The 16,077-nt window shown below is 66.2% G+C and carries 12 protein-coding genes; all 12 read left to right on the plus strand.

Annotated features, from left to right (window positions below; translation table 11 throughout):
- The first annotated feature begins 69 nt into the window (after nt 1-69).
- The 12 genes from NP80_RS13450 to rsmG all read left to right on the plus strand — a co-directional run bounded on the left by NP80_RS13450 (nt 70) and on the right by rsmG (nt 16,041).
- Nucleotides 70-1,758, plus strand: a complete 1,689-nt coding sequence (locus NP80_RS13450) for a GMC family oxidoreductase (RefSeq protein WP_172488700.1) — start codon at nt 70-72, stop codon at nt 1,756-1,758.
- A gap of 434 nt (nt 1,759-2,192) precedes the next feature.
- Nucleotides 2,193-2,972 (plus strand): ABC transporter ATP-binding protein, encoded by a 780-nt coding sequence (locus NP80_RS13460; protein WP_006401484.1) that lies wholly within the window; start codon nt 2,193-2,195, stop codon nt 2,970-2,972.
- The gene (locus NP80_RS13465) at nt 2,969-3,724 is read left to right on the plus strand and encodes an ABC transporter ATP-binding protein (RefSeq protein ID WP_006411523.1); all 756 of its coding nucleotides are present in this window, start codon (nt 2,969-2,971) and stop codon (nt 3,722-3,724) included. The genes NP80_RS13460 and NP80_RS13465 overlap by 4 nt, the downstream gene beginning before the upstream one ends.
- A 76-nt stretch (nt 3,725-3,800) precedes the next feature.
- Entirely contained in the window at nt 3,801-5,000 is a 1,200-nt protein-coding gene (locus NP80_RS13470) for an ABC transporter substrate-binding protein (protein ID WP_006401482.1), read from the plus strand.
- Nucleotides 5,001-5,132: 132 nt separating this feature from the next.
- Complete coding sequence (locus NP80_RS13475; protein ID WP_006401481.1) at nt 5,133-6,017, plus strand: branched-chain amino acid ABC transporter permease; 885 nt, start codon at nt 5,133-5,135, stop codon at nt 6,015-6,017.
- Nucleotides 6,017-6,991, plus strand: a complete 975-nt coding sequence (locus NP80_RS13480) for a branched-chain amino acid ABC transporter permease (protein ID WP_006408087.1) — start codon at nt 6,017-6,019, stop codon at nt 6,989-6,991. The genes NP80_RS13475 and NP80_RS13480 overlap by 1 nt, the downstream gene beginning before the upstream one ends.
- Before the next feature lie 1,109 nt (nt 6,992-8,100).
- On the plus strand, nt 8,101-9,258 hold the full coding sequence (locus NP80_RS13485; protein ID WP_006411129.1) for an ABC transporter substrate-binding protein: 1,158 nt from the start codon (nt 8,101-8,103) through the stop codon (nt 9,256-9,258).
- Nucleotides 9,259-9,447: 189 nt separating this feature from the next.
- Entirely contained in the window at nt 9,448-10,503 is a 1,056-nt protein-coding gene (locus NP80_RS13490; RefSeq protein WP_006411131.1) for a branched-chain amino acid ABC transporter permease, read from the plus strand.
- A 4-nt stretch (nt 10,504-10,507) separates the two neighbouring features.
- Nucleotides 10,508-12,292 (plus strand): branched-chain amino acid ABC transporter ATP-binding protein/permease, encoded by a 1,785-nt coding sequence (locus NP80_RS13495; protein WP_006411130.1) that lies wholly within the window; start codon nt 10,508-10,510, stop codon nt 12,290-12,292.
- Nucleotides 12,292-13,047, plus strand: a complete 756-nt coding sequence (locus tag NP80_RS13500) for an ABC transporter ATP-binding protein (RefSeq protein ID WP_006411128.1) — start codon at nt 12,292-12,294, stop codon at nt 13,045-13,047. Before NP80_RS13495 ends, NP80_RS13500 begins: the two co-directional genes overlap by 1 nt.
- A 340-nt stretch (nt 13,048-13,387) precedes the next feature.
- The gene (mnmG, locus tag NP80_RS13505) at nt 13,388-15,358 is read left to right on the plus strand and encodes a tRNA uridine-5-carboxymethylaminomethyl(34) synthesis enzyme MnmG (protein WP_006408094.1); all 1,971 of its coding nucleotides are present in this window, start codon (nt 13,388-13,390) and stop codon (nt 15,356-15,358) included.
- Nucleotides 15,355-16,041 carry a 16S rRNA (guanine(527)-N(7))-methyltransferase RsmG gene (rsmG, locus tag NP80_RS13510; RefSeq protein WP_035489553.1) on the plus strand — a complete coding sequence of 229 codons (687 nt, stop codon included), beginning with the start codon at nt 15,355-15,357 and terminating at the stop codon, nt 16,039-16,041. Before mnmG ends, rsmG begins: the two co-directional genes overlap by 4 nt.
- Nucleotides 16,042-16,077 lie beyond the last annotated feature (36 nt).

Raw genomic sequence — 16,077 nt, forward strand, 5'->3', positions numbered from 1 at the left:
GCCGCGCGACGCGATAACAACATGCTTTGCATCGAATCGGCGTGCACGCCGATCGACAGGAGACACATCGTGAGTACGGAACGTACGCTCGAAGGCGAATTCGATTATGTGATCGTCGGCGCGGGCACGGCCGGCTGCGTGCTGGCCAACCGGCTGACCGAGGACCCGGACGTTCGCGTGCTGCTGCTCGAGGCGGGCGGCAAGGACGACTATCACTGGATTCATATCCCGGTCGGCTATCTGTATTGCATCGGCAATCCGCGCACCGACTGGCTGTACAAGACGCAGCCGGAAGCAGGGCTCAACGGCCGCGCGCTGTCGTATCCGCGCGGACGCGTGCTCGGCGGCTGTTCGTCGATCAACGGGATGATCTATATGCGCGGCCAGCGCGACGATTACGACCGCTGGGCGCGGGAAACCGGCGACGCCGGCTGGTCCTGGGACAGCGTGCTGCCGGTGTTCAAACGCAGCGAGGATCATCATGCCGGCGCGAGCGACGCGCACGGCGCGGGCGGCTACTGGCGCGTCGAGAAGCAGCGGCTGCGTTGGGAGATCCTCGAATCGTTCGCGCAGGCCGCGCAGCAGACGGGCATTCCGGCCACCGACGATTTCAATCGCGGCGACAACACGGGCGTCGGCTACTTCGAGGTGAACCAGAAGCGCGGCGTGCGCTGGAACACGTCGAAGGCATTCCTGCGGCCCGCGATGGCGCGCGCGAATCTGACCGTGATCACCGGCGCGCACGCGCAGCGCGTGATTTTCGAGGGGCGGCGTGCGGTCGGTGTCGAATATCGCGGGGGCGGCACCGAGTACGTCGCGCGTGCGCGCATCGAAGTGCTGCTCACGTCGGGTGCGGTGAATTCGCCGCAGCTGCTCGAGCTGTCCGGCGTCGGCGACGGCCGGCGGCTGCAGGCGCTCGGCATCGACGTCGTACACGATCTGCCGGGCGTCGGCGAAAACCTGCAGGACCACCTGCAGCTGCGCATGGCGTTTCGCGTGCAGGGCGTGCGCACGCTGAACACGCTGTCCGCGCGCTGGTGGGGCAAGCTGATGATCGGCGCCGAATATGCGCTGCTGCAGCGCGGGCCGATGTCGATGGCGCCGTCGCAGCTCGGCGCGTTCGCGAAATCCGATCCGGACGATCCGACGCTCGCGTCGCCCGATCTCGAGTATCACGTGCAGCCGCTGTCGCTCGACCGCTTCGGCGAGCCGCTGCACAGCTTCAATGCGTTCACGGCGTCCGTGTGTCATCTGCGGCCGACCTCGCGCGGCAGCGTGCATGTCGCGAGCGCCGATCCGCATGCGGCACCCGTGATCGCGCCGAACTATCTGTCGACCGACTACGACCGCCACGTCGCCGCCAACGCGCTGCGTCTCACGCGTCGCATCGCGTCCGCGCCGGCGCTCGCGCGCTACCGTCCCGAGGAAATCCTGCCGGGCGCGCGCTATCAGACCGAAGCCGAGCTGCAGGAAGCGGCCGGCGCGGTCGGCACGACGATCTTCCATCCGGTCGGCACGTGTCGCATGGGACGCGCGGACGATCCGCGCGCGGTCGTCGACAGCCGGCTGCGCGTGCGCGGTATCGCGGGGCTGCGCATCGTCGATGCGTCGGTGATGCCGTTCATCACGTCGGGCAACACGAATTCGCCGACGCTGATGATCGCCGAGCGCGCGAGCGACATCATCCGCGCGGACCGCCGTGCAGCACGCGACGCGGCCGCCTCGGTGCACACCGATGCGGCCGTGGCGCCCGCATGACGACACGCTGACGTGCGCGTGGGCATCCATTGCGCCGCGATCACGGACGCGCGTCGCGCCACGCGCTGCTTCGCGCTGCGAAACAACGCATGCTTGTGCACGCCGCGCGTGTGCTGCGCGGCACGATTCGTGCGCACCGTGCGTTCGCGCGCCTTTCGCGTGCATCGGATGCACGGGAACGGCGCGTGCAGCGGCGCGGACAGCGGCATGCGCAGCGGCGTGCGTATCGCGGCCATCCCTATAAGTGCAAATCCCGATGATTGCACTGCACCAACGGCGCGACAATGACGCGCAGCGTGCCTACGCGTCGGCGCGGGAGACCACCCTCGAGGCGTAACACGGCGCTCGGGGCAGCCCGTCGATCCGCTGACCTGTTTCGCGGCCGCTTGCGCGAACTTTCCCGGTGCTTCGCCTGACTTCGTACGGAAGGGAACATGATTCTCGGCGACACGATTCTGGAAACACGCGGACTCACCAAGGAATTCAGGGGCTTCACGGCCGTGAATGGCGTGAACCTGCGCGTGCGTCGCGGTGCCATTCACGCCTTGATCGGTCCGAACGGCGCCGGCAAGACGACCTGCTTCAACCTGCTGACGAAGTTCCTGACGCCGACGGCCGGCCAGATCGTCTTCAACGGCATCGATATCACCGACGAGCGGCCGGCCCAGGTCGCACGCCGCGGGATCATCCGCTCGTTCCAGATTTCGGCCGTGTTCCCGCATCTGACCGCGTTGCAGAACGTGCGCATCGGCCTGCAGCGCGCGCTCGGCACCGAATTCCATTTCTGGCGCAGCGAGCGCACGTTGAAGCGTCTCGACGATCGCGCGATGGATCTGCTCACGCAAGTCGGCCTCACCGATTTCGCGCACGTGCGCACCGTCGAGCTCGCGTACGGGCGCAAGCGCGCGCTCGAGATCGCGACGACGCTCGCGATGGAACCCGAACTGATGCTGCTCGACGAGCCCACGCAGGGGATGGGCCACGAGGACGTCGATCGCGTGACCGCACTGATCAAGAAGGTCGCGAGCGGCCGCACGATCCTGATGGTCGAGCACAACATGAACGTGATCGCCGGCATCTCGGACACGATCACGGTCCTGCAGCGCGGCGAGGTGCTCGCCGAGGGTTCGTATGCGGAGGTGTCGAAGAATCCGCTCGTCATCGAGGCTTACATGGGCAGCGCGGACGCGGCGCTCGCGGGGGCGCACGCATGAAGCACAGCGAACGGGAGGAACGCGAGTTGAGCGGTGTCGAAAGCGGCACGCCCGCGCTGGAAATCACGGGCCTCGAGGCCTGGTACGGGGAATCGCACATTCTGCATGGGGTCGACCTGACCGTTCATCGCGGCGAGGTCGTCACGCTGCTCGGCCGCAACGGCGCGGGCCGCACGACGACGCTGCGCGCGATCATGGGGCTCACGGGCCGCCGCAGCGGCTCGATCAAGGTCGCAGGCAACGAGACGATCGGTCTCGCGACGCACCGCATCGCGCATTTCGGTGTCGGCTATTGCCCGGAGGAGCGCGGGATCTTCTCGAGCCTGTCGTGCGAGGAGAACCTGATGCTGCCGCCGCTGATCGGCGCGCGCGAGAACGCGATGTCGCTCGACGACATCTACGCGATGTTCCCGAACCTGGCTTCGCGGCGGCAGAGCCAGGGCACGCGGCTGTCCGGCGGCGAGCAGCAGATGCTCGCGGTCGCGCGCATCCTGCGCACGGGCGCGAACCTGCTGCTGCTCGACGAGATCTCGGAAGGTCTTGCACCGGTGATCGTGCAGGCGCTCGCGCGCATGATCGTCGCGCTGAAGTCGCGCGGCTACACGATCGTGATGGTCGAACAGAATTTCCGCTTTGCCGCACCGCTCGCCGACCGCTTCTACGTGATGGAGCACGGCCGCATCGTCGAACATTTCCGCGCGTCGGAACTGGAAGGCAAGATGCCGGTCCTGCACGACCTGCTCGGGGTGTGACGCCGCCCCGTTTCCTTGCCGCCGGCCGTCGCGGCGCACGAACAACCACAACGCATCAGAACAACAGGAGACGTCAATGAAAATGAAGACCCTCGCCCACGCGTGTCTCGCACTCGCGACCGCCGCATTCACCGCCGGCGCCGCCCACGCGGCGGATACCGTGAAGATCGGCTTCATCACGGACATGTCGGGGCTTTACGCGGATATCGACGGGCAGGGCGGCCTCGAGGCGATCCGCATGGCGGTCGCCGACTTCGGCGGCAAGGTGCTCGGCAAGCCGATCGAGGTCGTCTATGCCGATCACCAGAACAAGGCCGACATCGCCGCGTCGAAGGCGCGCGAATGGATGGACCGCGGCGGTCTCGACCTGCTCGTCGGCGGCACGAACTCGGCGACCGCGCTGTCGATGAACCAGGTCGCGGCCGAGAAGAAGAAGGTCTACATCAACATCGGCGCGGGCGCCGACACGCTGACCAACGAACAGTGCACGCCGTACACCGTGCACTACGCGTACGACACGATGGCGCTCGCGAAAGGCACCGGTTCCGCGGTCGTGAAGCAGGGCGGCAAGACGTGGTTCTTCCTGACCGCCGACTACGCGTTCGGCAAGGCGCTCGAGAAGAACACGTCGGATGTCGTGAAGGCGAACGGCGGACAGGTGCTCGGCTCGGTGCGCCATCCGCTGTCCGCGTCGGACTTCTCGTCGTTCCTGCTGCAGGCGCAGTCGTCGAAGGCGCAGATCCTCGGCCTCGCGAATGCCGGCGGCGACACGATCAATTCGATCAAGGCGTCGAAGGAATTCGGCATCACGAAGACGATGAAGATCGCCGCGCTGCTGATGTTCATCGACGACGTGCACAGCCTCGGCCTCGAGACGACGCAGGGCCTCGTGCTGACCGACAGCTGGTACTGGAACCGCGACGCGGCGTCGCGCCAGTGGGCGCAGCGCTACTTCGGCAAGATGAAGAAGATGCCGTCGAGCCTGCAGGCGGCCGACTATTCCTCGGTGACGACGTACCTCAAGGCCGTGCAGGCGGCCGGCACGACCGACTCCGACAAGGTGATGGCCGAGCTGAAGAAGATGAAGATCAGCGACTTCTACGCGAAGGGCTACATCCGTCAGGACGGCAGCATGATCCACGACATGTATCTGATGGAGGTGAAGAAGCCGTCCGAGTCGAAGGAGCCCTGGGATTACTACAAGGTGCTCGCGACGATCCCGGGCGAACAGGCATTCGCGACCAAGCAGGAATCGCGCTGCGCGCTGTGGAAGTAGACGTGACGCGGCGGCGCGCCTAGCGCGCGCCGCGCCGCACCGGCGGCCGTCGCGGTACGTCCGCTGCGCCGCCGGCGCACGCGGCCCGATACGGTTGCGTGCGCAACGAAACTCATTCTGACGGCAAACTCGATGGAAATCTTTGGCATTCCGTTGCCGGCGATGCTGAGCCAGTTGCTGCTCGGGCTCGTCAACGGTTCGTTCTACGCGATCCTGAGCCTCGGGCTGGCGGTGATCTTCGGGCTGCTCAACGTGATCAACTTCGCGCATGGCGCACTGTTCATGCTGGGCGCGATGCTCGCCTGGATGGGCTTGTCGTACTTCGGGCTGCCGTACTGGGCGATGCTCGTGCTCGCGCCGCTGATCGTCGGTGCGTTCGGCATCGCGATCGAGCGCTCGATGCTGCGCTGGCTGTACAAGCTCGATCACCTGTACGGGCTGCTGCTGACATTCGGTCTCACGCTCGTCGTCGAAGGCGTGTTCCGCTCGATCTACGGCTCGTCGGGGCAGCCGTACGACGTGCCGTCGCAGCTGTCCGGCGCGACCAATCTCGGCTTCATGTTCCTGCCGAACTATCGTGCGTGGGTCGTCGTCGCGTCGCTCGCGGTGTGCCTCGCCACCTGGTTCGTGATCGAGAAGACGCGGCTCGGCGCCTACCTGCGTGCGGGCACCGAGAACCCGAAGCTCGTCGAGGCGTTCGGCGTGAACGTGCCGATGATGATCACGCTCACCTACGGCTTCGGCGTCGCGCTCGCCGCCTTCGCAGGCGTGCTCGCCGCGCCGGTGATCCAGGTGTCGCCGCTGATGGGCCAGCCGATGATCATCACCGTGTTCGCGGTGGTCGTGATCGGCGGGATGGGGTCGATTCTCGGCTCGATCGTCACGGGCCTGCTGCTCGGCGTGATCGAGGGCTTTACGCGCGTGTTCTATCCGGAAGCGTCCGCGACGGTCGTGTTCGTCATCATGGCGATCGTGCTGCTGATCCGCCCGGCCGGCCTGTTCGGCAAGGAAAAATGATGCAGAGAAAAGTGCTCTACGGCGTGCTGCTCGCCGCACTGCTCGTCGCGCCGTTCATCGGCGCGTATCCGGTCTTCGTGATGAAGGTGCTTGCGTTCGCGCTGTTCGCGGCCGCGTTCAACCTGCTGATCGGCTATACGGGGCTGCTGTCGTTCGGCCATGCGATGTTCCTCGCGACGGCCGGCTACGCGACCGGCTACTCGATGCAGACGCTCGGTTTCACGCCCGAGCTCGGCGTGCTGGCCGGCACCGCGATCGCGACGCTGCTCGGCCTCGTCGTCGGCCTGTTCGCGATTCGCCGGCAAGGCATCTATTTCGCGATGATCACGCTCGCGTTCGCGCAGATGGTGTACTTCATCTATCTGCAGGCGCCGTTCACGCACGGCGAGGACGGGCTGCAGGGCGTGCCGCGCGGCCGCCTGTTCGGGCTGCTCGACCTGTCGAACGACCTCGCGCTGTACTACGTCGTGCTCGTCGTGATCGTCGCCGCCTGTGCGTTCATCGTGCGGATCGTGCATTCGCCGTTCGGCCAGGTGCTCGTCGCGATCAAGGAGAACGAGGCGCGCGCGATCTCGCTCGGCTACGACACCGATCGCTTCAAGCTGCTCGCGTTCGTGCTGTCGGCGGGGCTCGCGGGGCTGGCCGGATCGCTGAAGGTGCTCGTGCTCGGCTTCGAGACGCTGTCCGATGCCTACTGGACGATGTCGGGCCTCGTCGTGCTGATGACGCTCGTCGGCGGCATGGGCACGCTGTTCGGGCCGCTGCTCGGCGCGGCGCTGATCGTCGCGCTCGAAGACCGGCTCGGCGACATCGGCGAGTGGCTGGCCTCGACGACGGGCATCGGCTGGTTCCATTCGCTCGGCGAATCGGCGACGATCGTCACCGGGCTGATCTTCATCGCCTGCGTGCTCGCGTTCCGGCGCGGGATCGTCGGCGAGATGATCGCGCGGATCAAGCCGCTCGGCGCGTCGTAGCGGCGTGCGGACGGCCGGCGGCGCCTTGATGCGAAGCACCATCCGGCATGCTTCGGAACGGCGCCGAAGCGGCCTCCGGCACGCGCCGCGCGGCAAAGTGGTGCCCCATTTTCGTGCGGCGATGCACCATAGGGGTAAATGCTAAGTTGCCGGCGGCCTTAAGCTTCTTTAAGCTTCGTTTCAGTTCTGATGCACCGCGAATCGAATTTGCAGGTGGAGAACGAGGAGACAATCGAGGCACAAAGTGCCCGGACCCCAAAGCGCTGTTGGACGGAATCCAACAGCGCTTTTTCATTTGCGCGCGGATTTTCACCGCATTTCAATGCGCGTGCAACGGCCGACTCGGCATGGCGGTTCGCATTCACCGCACCGCATTCGGGCGCGTATTCTTTGTCTTCCTTCGTATTTCCGTTTTCGCATACGCAGCGGCGTACGGCGCGCAGCCGCGCGCATACCGTCCGGGCTTACCCGGTTGGCGTGCGCAAAAGGCGTCCGTTACACTCAGCTTTCGCCGACCGAGCGGTCGGCGAAATCGGTCGGCAGTCCTCCTACAAGCAGAATGCAGAAGATGGAGTGCGGTTGAATGAGAAGCGCAGGACGATGGAGCGGGGCGAGCCGCGCGGCACGGGATGCGCGCGCGCCGGGCGGCATGCACGGGCAGGCCGCGCCGCGGTGTGGTCGCGGCAGCGCCGAGCCGCCCACGTGGCCGCGCCCGGGCCGCACGGCGTCGCGCGCGTCGGCAGGCGCCGAACTCGCGCGGTCCGGCCCGGCATCGCGTGGCGCTTTCTCGCGGTGCCGTCTCGCATGAGCCTGAGCCGTCGTTTTTCTGTTCCGGACAGTTGGCCCGTCGTTGCATTCGCACCGATCCTTTTCCCATATTTCGCGCTGCTTCATCCTGACGACATTGCGCTCGCGCACGGTAACGGGCGTCGTGCGTCGTTTTCAGGCGGATCCGCGCGATGTTGCCGGGCTCGTGGTGCACACGGTTTTTCGCGGGAAAACGAGTGTAGGCACCGCAATGCGAGATAGTTAAATTATTAACTTGTTTGAGGCCGGGAGTCGCCCGAGCGGCCCGCGGATTTTTCGAGCAGCGTTTGGAGACAACGAAAATGAAGATGAATCGATGGATGGAGGCTTTGCTTGCCGCGGGCCTCGCATGCGCGGCCGCGACGGCGTCGGCGCAGGTGAAGATCGGCGTGACGCTGTCGGCGACGGGGCCGGCCGCGTCGCTCGGGATTCCGGAAAAGAACACGATCGCGCTGCTGCCGAAGGAGATCGCCGGCAAGAGCGTGCAGTACATCGTGCTCGACGACGCATCCGACACGAGCCGCGCCGTGCAGAACGTGCGCAAGCTGATCGACGAGGATCATGTCGACGCGATCATCGGTTCGTCGGTCACGCCGAACTCGCTCGCCATGCTCGACCCCGTGTCGCAGGCGAAGACGCCGACCATTTCGCTCGCCGCGAGCGCGCAGATCATCTCGCCGATGGACGCGAAGCGCGCGTGGATGTTCAAGGTGCCGCAGAACGACCAGCTGATGGCCGATGCGATCGCCGGCTACATGGCCAAGCACGGCGTGAAGACGGTCGGCTTCATCGGCTTCGCCGACGCGTACGGCGACAGCTGGTACAACACGTTCAGCGCGGCCGCCCAGAAGAACGGCATCAAGATCGTGTCGAACGAGCGCTACAACCGCACCGACGCGTCGGTGATGGGGCAGGTGCTGAAGCTGGTCGGCTCGAACCCGGACGCGGTGCTGATCGCCGGCTCCGGCACGCCGGCGGCGCTGCCGGCGAAGACGCTGAAGGAGCGCGGCTACAAGGGCAAGGTGTATCAGACGCACGGCGTCGCGAACAACGACTTCCTGCGCGTATGCGGCAAGGATTGCGACGGCGAGCTCCTGCCGGCCGGTCCGGTGCTCGTGACCGATCAGCTGCCCGATTCGAACCCGGTGAAGAAGCCCGCGCTCGCGTACAAGGCCGCCTACGAGAAGGCGTACGGCGCCGGTTCGCTGTCGACCTTCGGCGGCCACGCGTGGGACGCAGGGCTGCTGCTGCAGCGCGCGATTCCGGACGCGCTGAAGAAGGGGCAGCCGGGCACCGAGGCCTTCCGCGAGGCGCTGCGCGCGTCGCTGGAAAGCGTGAAGGATCTGCCGGTGTCGCACGGCGTGATCAACATGACGCCGACCGATCACAACGGCTTCGATTCGCGCGCACGCGTGATGGTGCAGATCGTCGACGGCAAGTGGAAGTTGCAGGCCGAGTAAGTGTCACGTGAAATCGGCGTGCTCGAGCCGAGCGGGCCGCGCATGCCGTCGTCGCGCGCGAGCGGGTGCGTCGCGCGTCGTCGCACGAATCCTTCGGGGCGGCGCCACGATACGTGAGGCCGTGTCGCCGCGTACGCGCGCGCCGTCCCCGTCGCCGTTTCTCCGCAGCATTCTCGATACACGATACGTATGGATCTTTCGATTGCGGCGATCCTCGCGCAAGACGGCATCACGACCGGCGCCATTTACGCGTTGCTGTCGCTGGCGCTCGTGCTGGTGTTTTCCGTCACGCGCGTGATCTTCATTCCCCAGGGCGAGTTCGTCGCATACGGCGCGTTGACGCTCGCCGCGCTGCAGGCGCAGAAATTCCCCGCGACCTGCTGGCTGCTGTTTGTCATGGGCATCGCCTGCTTCCTGCTCGAAGTGGGCGGGCTGATCCGGCATCGCGAGCGGCGTCGTCCGCTCGGCCGCACGCTCGCGACGCTCGGCAGCCGCTACGTGCTGCTGCCGCTCGCGGTATTCGCCGTGACGCGCAGCTTTGCCGCCCAGCCGCTGCCGATGCTCGCGCAGATCGCGCTGACGCTCGCGATCGTCGTGCCGATGGGGCCGTTCGTGTACCGGCTCGTGTACCAGCCGATCGCCGAGGGCACGACGCTGCTGCTGCTGATCGTGTCGGTCGCCGTGCACTTCGCGATGGTCGGCCTCGGCCTCGTGATGTTCGGCGCCGAAGGTTCGCGCACGAACGCGTTCTCCGATGCGGCGCTGTCGATCGGCAGCATGACGGTGTCGGCGCAGAGCATCGTCGTGATCGTCACGGCGCTCGTGTTGATCGCGGCGCTGTACGTGTACTTCGGCCGCACGATCGCCGGCAAGGCGTTGCGCGCGACGTCGGTGAACCGGCTCGGCGCGCGCCTCGTCGGCATCGGCACGACGGAGGCGGGGCGGCTTGCGTTCACGTTCGCGGCCGGACTCGGCGTGCTGTCCGGCATTCTCGTCGGCCCGCTGACGACCATCTACTACGACTCAGGCTTCCTGATCGGCCTGAAGGGTTTCGTCGGCGCGATCATCGGCGGGCTCGTCAGCTATCCGCTCGCGGCGGCCGGCTCGCTGCTGGTCGGTGTGCTCGAATCGTATTCGTCGTTCTGGGCGAGTTCGTACAAGGAGGTGATCGTGTTCACGCTGATCATTCCGGTGCTGCTGTGGCGCAGCTTCGCGACGCCGCATGCGGAAGAGGAAGAGGAGTGACGCGATGAAGACGATGCTGCGCAACAAGACGTTCTGGGCGTTTCTCGTCGTGCTGTTCGCGTTGCCGGTGCTGCCCGGCGCGCTGCACGTGCCCGAATACTGGATCACGCTGCTCAACTACATCGGGCTCTATGCGATCGTCGCGATCGGGCTCGTGCTGCTGACGGGCGTCGGCGGCATGACGAGCTTCGGGCAGGCCGCGTTCGTCGGCGTCGGCGCCTATGCGACCGCATTCCTGACCACGCGCTACGGCGTGTCGCCGTGGCTTGCGCTGATCGTCGGCGTCGCGCTGACGGCGCTCGTCGCGCTCGTGCTCGGCGCCGTCACGATGCGGCTCTCGGGACACTTCCTGCCGCTCGGCACGATCGCGTGGGGCCTCGCGCTGTTCTATCTGTTCGGCAATCTCGAGGTGCTCGGCAAATACGACGGGATCAACGGCATTCCGGCGCTGAGCCTGTTCGGGCTCGAACTCGACAGCGGCCGCAGCCTGTATTTCCTGATCTGGGCAGTCGTGCTCGCGGCGATCGTATCGGTGCAGAACCTGCTGAACAGCCGGCCAGGGCGCGCGATTCGCGCGCTGCGCGGCGGCGGCGTGATGGCCGAGGCGATGGGCGTGAACACGGCGTGGATGCGCGTCGTGATCTTCGTCTACGCGGCGGTGCTCGCCGCGGTGTCCGGCTTTCTGTACGCGCATCTGCAGCGGGCCGTGAACCCGACGCCGTTCGGGCTGAACCACGGCATCGAATTCCTGTTCATGGCGGTCGTCGGCGGCGTGTCGCATGTCTGGGGCGCCGTGCTCGGCGCGGCGATCCTCACCGTGCTGCAGGACTACCTGCAGACGCTGCTGCCGAAGCTGCTCGGCTCCGAAGGCAACTTCGAAATCATCGTGTTCGGCGTACTCATGGTGCTGCTGCTGCAGTATGCGCGGCAGGGCGTGTGGCCGTTCGTTGCCCGACTGTTCCCGCGCGGGCCGCGTGCGCACGTGCCCGAGCACGCCGATCCGCTGCCGCAGCGCGCGAAACCGGTGGCCGGCGAGCCGCTGCTCGTCGTCGACAACGCACGCAAGCAATTCGGTGGGCTCGTGGCCGTCAACGACGTCAGCTTCGACGTGAAAGCGGGGCAGATCGTTGGGCTGATCGGCCCGAACGGCGCCGGCAAGTCGACGACGTTCAACCTCGTGACCGGCGTGCTGCAGCCGACCGGCGGCACGATCACGTTCCGCGGCGAACGGATCGACGGGCTCACGTCGCGACAGATCGTGCAGCGCGGGATCGGCCGCACGTTCCAGCACGTGAAGCTGCTGCCCGGAATGACGGTGCTCGAGAACGTCGCGATCGGCGCCCATCTGCGCGGGCATACGGGCGTATGGCGCAGCATTGCGCGGCTCAATGCGCACGAGGAAGCGCAGCTACTCGCCGAGGCTGCGCGGCAGATCCGCCGTGTGGGCCTCGAACAGCATATGTACGAAGAAGCGGGGAGCCTCGCGCTCGGTCAACAGCGAATTCTCGAAATCGCGCGCGCGCTGTGCTGCGACCCGACGCTGCTGCTGCTCGACGAGCCGGCGGCCGGCCTCCGTTACCGGGAAAAGCAGCAGCTCGCCGAGTTGCTGCGCCGGCTGAAGGCCGAAGGCATGAGCGTGTTGCTCGTCGAACACGACATGGACTTCGTGATGAACCTGACCGACCGGCTCGTCGTCATGGAATTCGGCACGCGCATCGCCGAAGGGCTGCCGCAGGACGTGCAGCAGGATCCGGCGGTACTTGAAGCGTATCTGGGCGGGGTGGAGTGATGACGGACACGACGATGCCGATTCTCGAAGTGCGCGGGCTGGCGGTCCGGTACGGCAAGGTGGAGGCGCTGCACGGCGCGGCGATCAAGGTCGGGGCGGGCCAGATCGTCAGCGTGATCGGCCCGAACGGCGCCGGAAAATCGACGCTGCTGAACGCAATCATGGGCGCGCTACCGGTGACCGGCCATGCGTCCGGTGCGGTCCTCTATCGCGGCGGGGACGTCGACGCGCTGCCGGTCGAGCAGCGTGTCGCGCGCGGGATGTGCCTCGTGCCGGAGAAGCGCGAGCTGTTCGGCACGATGACGGTGGAAGACAACCTCGTGCTCGGCGCCTATCGCCGCAAGCAGGCCGGCGAAGCGAACTTTCTCGACCAGCTCGACCCGGTGTTCGCGCTGTTTCCGCGATTGAAGGAGCGGCGCAGGCAGGCGGCCGGTACGCTGTCGGGCGGCGAGCGGCAGATGCTCGCGGTCGGGCGCGCGCTGATGGGCAAGCCGGACCTGCTGATGCTCGACGAGCCGAGCCTCGGGCTTGCGCCGCTGATCGTGAAGGAGATCTTTCATATCATCAGCGCGTTGCGCGGCACAGGCGTCGCGACGCTGCTGATCGAGCAGAACGCGCGTGCGGCGCTGCAGATTTCGGATTACGGCTACGTGCTGGAAACCGGCGAATTTGCGCTTGAAGGGCCGGCGTCCGAACTTGCACAGAATCCGCGCGTGATCGAAACGTACCTGGGGCTCGCAAGGAAGACGGCCTGATCGAACCGCTGGCAGCGGGAAACGAACGGCGTGTTTCACGTGAAACACGCCGTTTTTGTTTGCGGTCGGGCGACGTTGGGAAGGGCGGGCACAAAAGCAGGATCGGGTTGGGGACAACTTCAGGGCGATCGAGCGCGGACGCTGTGAAGCAGCGAGCGGCTCGGAGGCCCGCCGTGATCCGCCGCAGCGGCACGGTTTTCCAGGCGCATCGACGAAAAAATCGTCGAAACGTACGGACCCTACCATTCGGACGGCCGTCGGGCGAAAAGCGAACCCGCTATAATTCGCCCCATACATTTCTCAGATAGGTTCGTGCGCGGTCCTGCGTACGGAATCCACCATGCTTTATCCCACAGAATTTGACGTCATCGTCGTCGGCGGCGGTCATGCCGGCACGGAAGCCGCGTTGGCGTCCGCCCGAATGGGCGCGAAGACGCTGCTGCTGACCCACAACATCGAAACGCTCGGGCAGATGAGCTGCAATCCGTCGATCGGCGGCATCGGCAAGGGCCATCTGGTCAAGGAAGTCGATGCGCTGGGCGGCGCGATGGCGGCCGCCACCGACGAAGCGGGGATCCAGTTCCGGATCCTCAATTCGTCGAAAGGCCCGGCCGTACGCGCGACACGCGCCCAGGCGGACCGCATCCTGTACAAGGCGGCGATCCGTCGCCGCCTCGAGAATCAGCCCAATCTGTGGCTGTTCCAGCAGGCGGTCGACGACCTGATGGTCGAGGGCGATCGCGTGGTCGGCGCTGTCACGCAAATCGGCATCCGGTTCCGCGCGCGCGCGGTCGTGCTGACGGCCGGTACGTTCCTGGACGGCAAGATCCACGTCGGCCTGAACAACTATACGGGCGGTCGCGCGGGCGACCCGGCCGCCGTGTCGCTGTCTGCGCGCTTGAAGGAGCTGAAGCTGCCGCAAGGGCGGCTGAAGACCGGAACGCCGCCGCGTATCGACGGCCGCACGATCGATTTCTCGAAGCTCGAAGAGCAGCCGGGCGATCTCGATCCGATTCCGGTGTTCTCGTTCCTCGGCCGTGCCGAGCAGCATCCGCAGCAGCTGCCGTGCTGGGTCACGCACACGAACGAGCGCACGCACGACATCATTCGCGGCGGCCTCGACCGTTCGCCGATGTACACGGGCGTGATCGAAGGCGTGGGGCCGCGCTACTGCCCATCGATCGAGGACAAGATTCATCGATTCGCGTCGAAGGAATCGCACCAGATCTTCCTCGAGCCGGAAGGGCTGACGACCAACGAGTTCTACCCGAACGGGATTTCGACGAGCCTGCCGTTCGACGTGCAGCTCGAGCTCGTGCATTCGATGCGCGGCCTCGAACAGGCGCATATCCTGCGGCCCGGCTATGCGATCGAGTATGACTACTTCGATCCGCGCGCGCTGAAGGCGTCGCTGGAGACGAAGGCGATCAACGGATTGTTCTTTGCGGGCCAGATCAACGGGACGACAGGCTACGAAGAGGCGGCTGCGCAGGGCCTGCTCGCAGGCGTCAACGCGGGCCGCTACGTGCAGGAAAAGGACGCATGGTGCCCGCGTCGCGATCAGGCGTATCTGGGCGTGCTGGTCGACGATCTCGTCACGCGCGGCGTCGCCGAGCCGTACCGGATGTTCACGAGCCGTGCCGAATACCGCCTGAGCCTTCGCGAAGACAACGCGGACATGCGTCTGACCGAGATCGGCCGCGAGCTGGGCCTCGTCGACGACGTGCGCTGGGACGCCTTCTGCCGGAAGCGCGACGCTGTTTCACGTGAAACCGAACGACTGAAGACGACCTGGGTGACGCCGAAGACGCTGCCGCCGGAAGAGGCGAGCGCATTGCTCGGCAAACCGATCGACCACGAATACAGTCTGGCGGAGCTGCTGCGGCGTCCGGGCGTCGACTACGACGGCGTCTGCGGGCTGAAGGGCGGCGAGTGCGGGCCGGCGGAGCCGCTGGCCGACGATCCGGTGCTGCTCGCGCAGATCAAGGAGCAGGTCGAGATCGGCATCAAGTATCAGGGCTATATCGAACGTCAGGCGACCGAGATCGAACGCAACGACGCGAACGAGAACACGCGTCTGCCGGACGGGATCGACTATCGCGAGGTGCGTGGCTTGTCGTTCGAGGTCAGCCAGAAGCTCAATCAGTTCCGGCCTGAAACGATTGGGCAGGCATCGCGCATCTCCGGCGTCACGCCGGCGGCCATTTCGCTGCTGATGGTGCACTTGAAGCGGCGCGGGCTGGGCCGCCGTAACGGCGCGGCCGCATCGGCTGCCGAGCAGGGGGACGGCGCCGTCCCGACGCAACAATGACGGCGCGTCGCGCGCCGGCGGTTAATCGGGACGTACTTGAACGGATGCTCGTCGACGGCGCGGCGTCGCTCGACGTCGCGCTATCCGATACGCAACGCAACCGGCTGCTCGACTACGTCGCGCTGCTGGGCAAGTGGAACGCGGTCTACAACCTGACCGCGATTCGCGATCCGCAGCAGATGCTGATCCAGCACATCCTCGATTCGCTGTCGATCGTGCCGCATCTGCGCGGCCGCGCGTCGGCACGCGCGCTCGACGTCGGCTCGGGCGGCGGCTTGCCGGGCATCGTGCTCGCGATCGTCGAGCCGGACTGGCAGGTAACGCTGAACGACATCGTGCAGAAGAAGTCCGCGTTCCAGACGCAAACGCGTGCGGAACTGAAGCTCACGAATTTGTCGGTGGTCACGGGGCGCGTCGAATCGCTGCGGCCCGGCGTCGAGGTGCCGGAAAAATTCGACATCATCGTGTCGCGCGCCTTCGCGGACCTGTCCGACTTCGTTAAACTTGCTCGGCATCTCGTTGCGCCGGGCGGTTCGATCTGGGCGATGAAGGGCGTGCATCCGGACGACGAGATTGCGCGGCTGCCCGAAGGCAGCCGCGTGAAGCAGACGATGCGTCTGGCGGTTCCGATGCTCGATGCCGAACGGCATCTGATCGAGGTGGCCGTCGACGAGGCGATTTGACGGCGCGCGAACGGCGCGCCGAATGTTTGAAGGTAA

The sequence above is a fragment of the Burkholderia multivorans ATCC BAA-247 genome (genome assembly GCF_000959525.1).
GTDB lineage: Bacteria > Pseudomonadota > Gammaproteobacteria > Burkholderiales > Burkholderiaceae > Burkholderia > Burkholderia multivorans.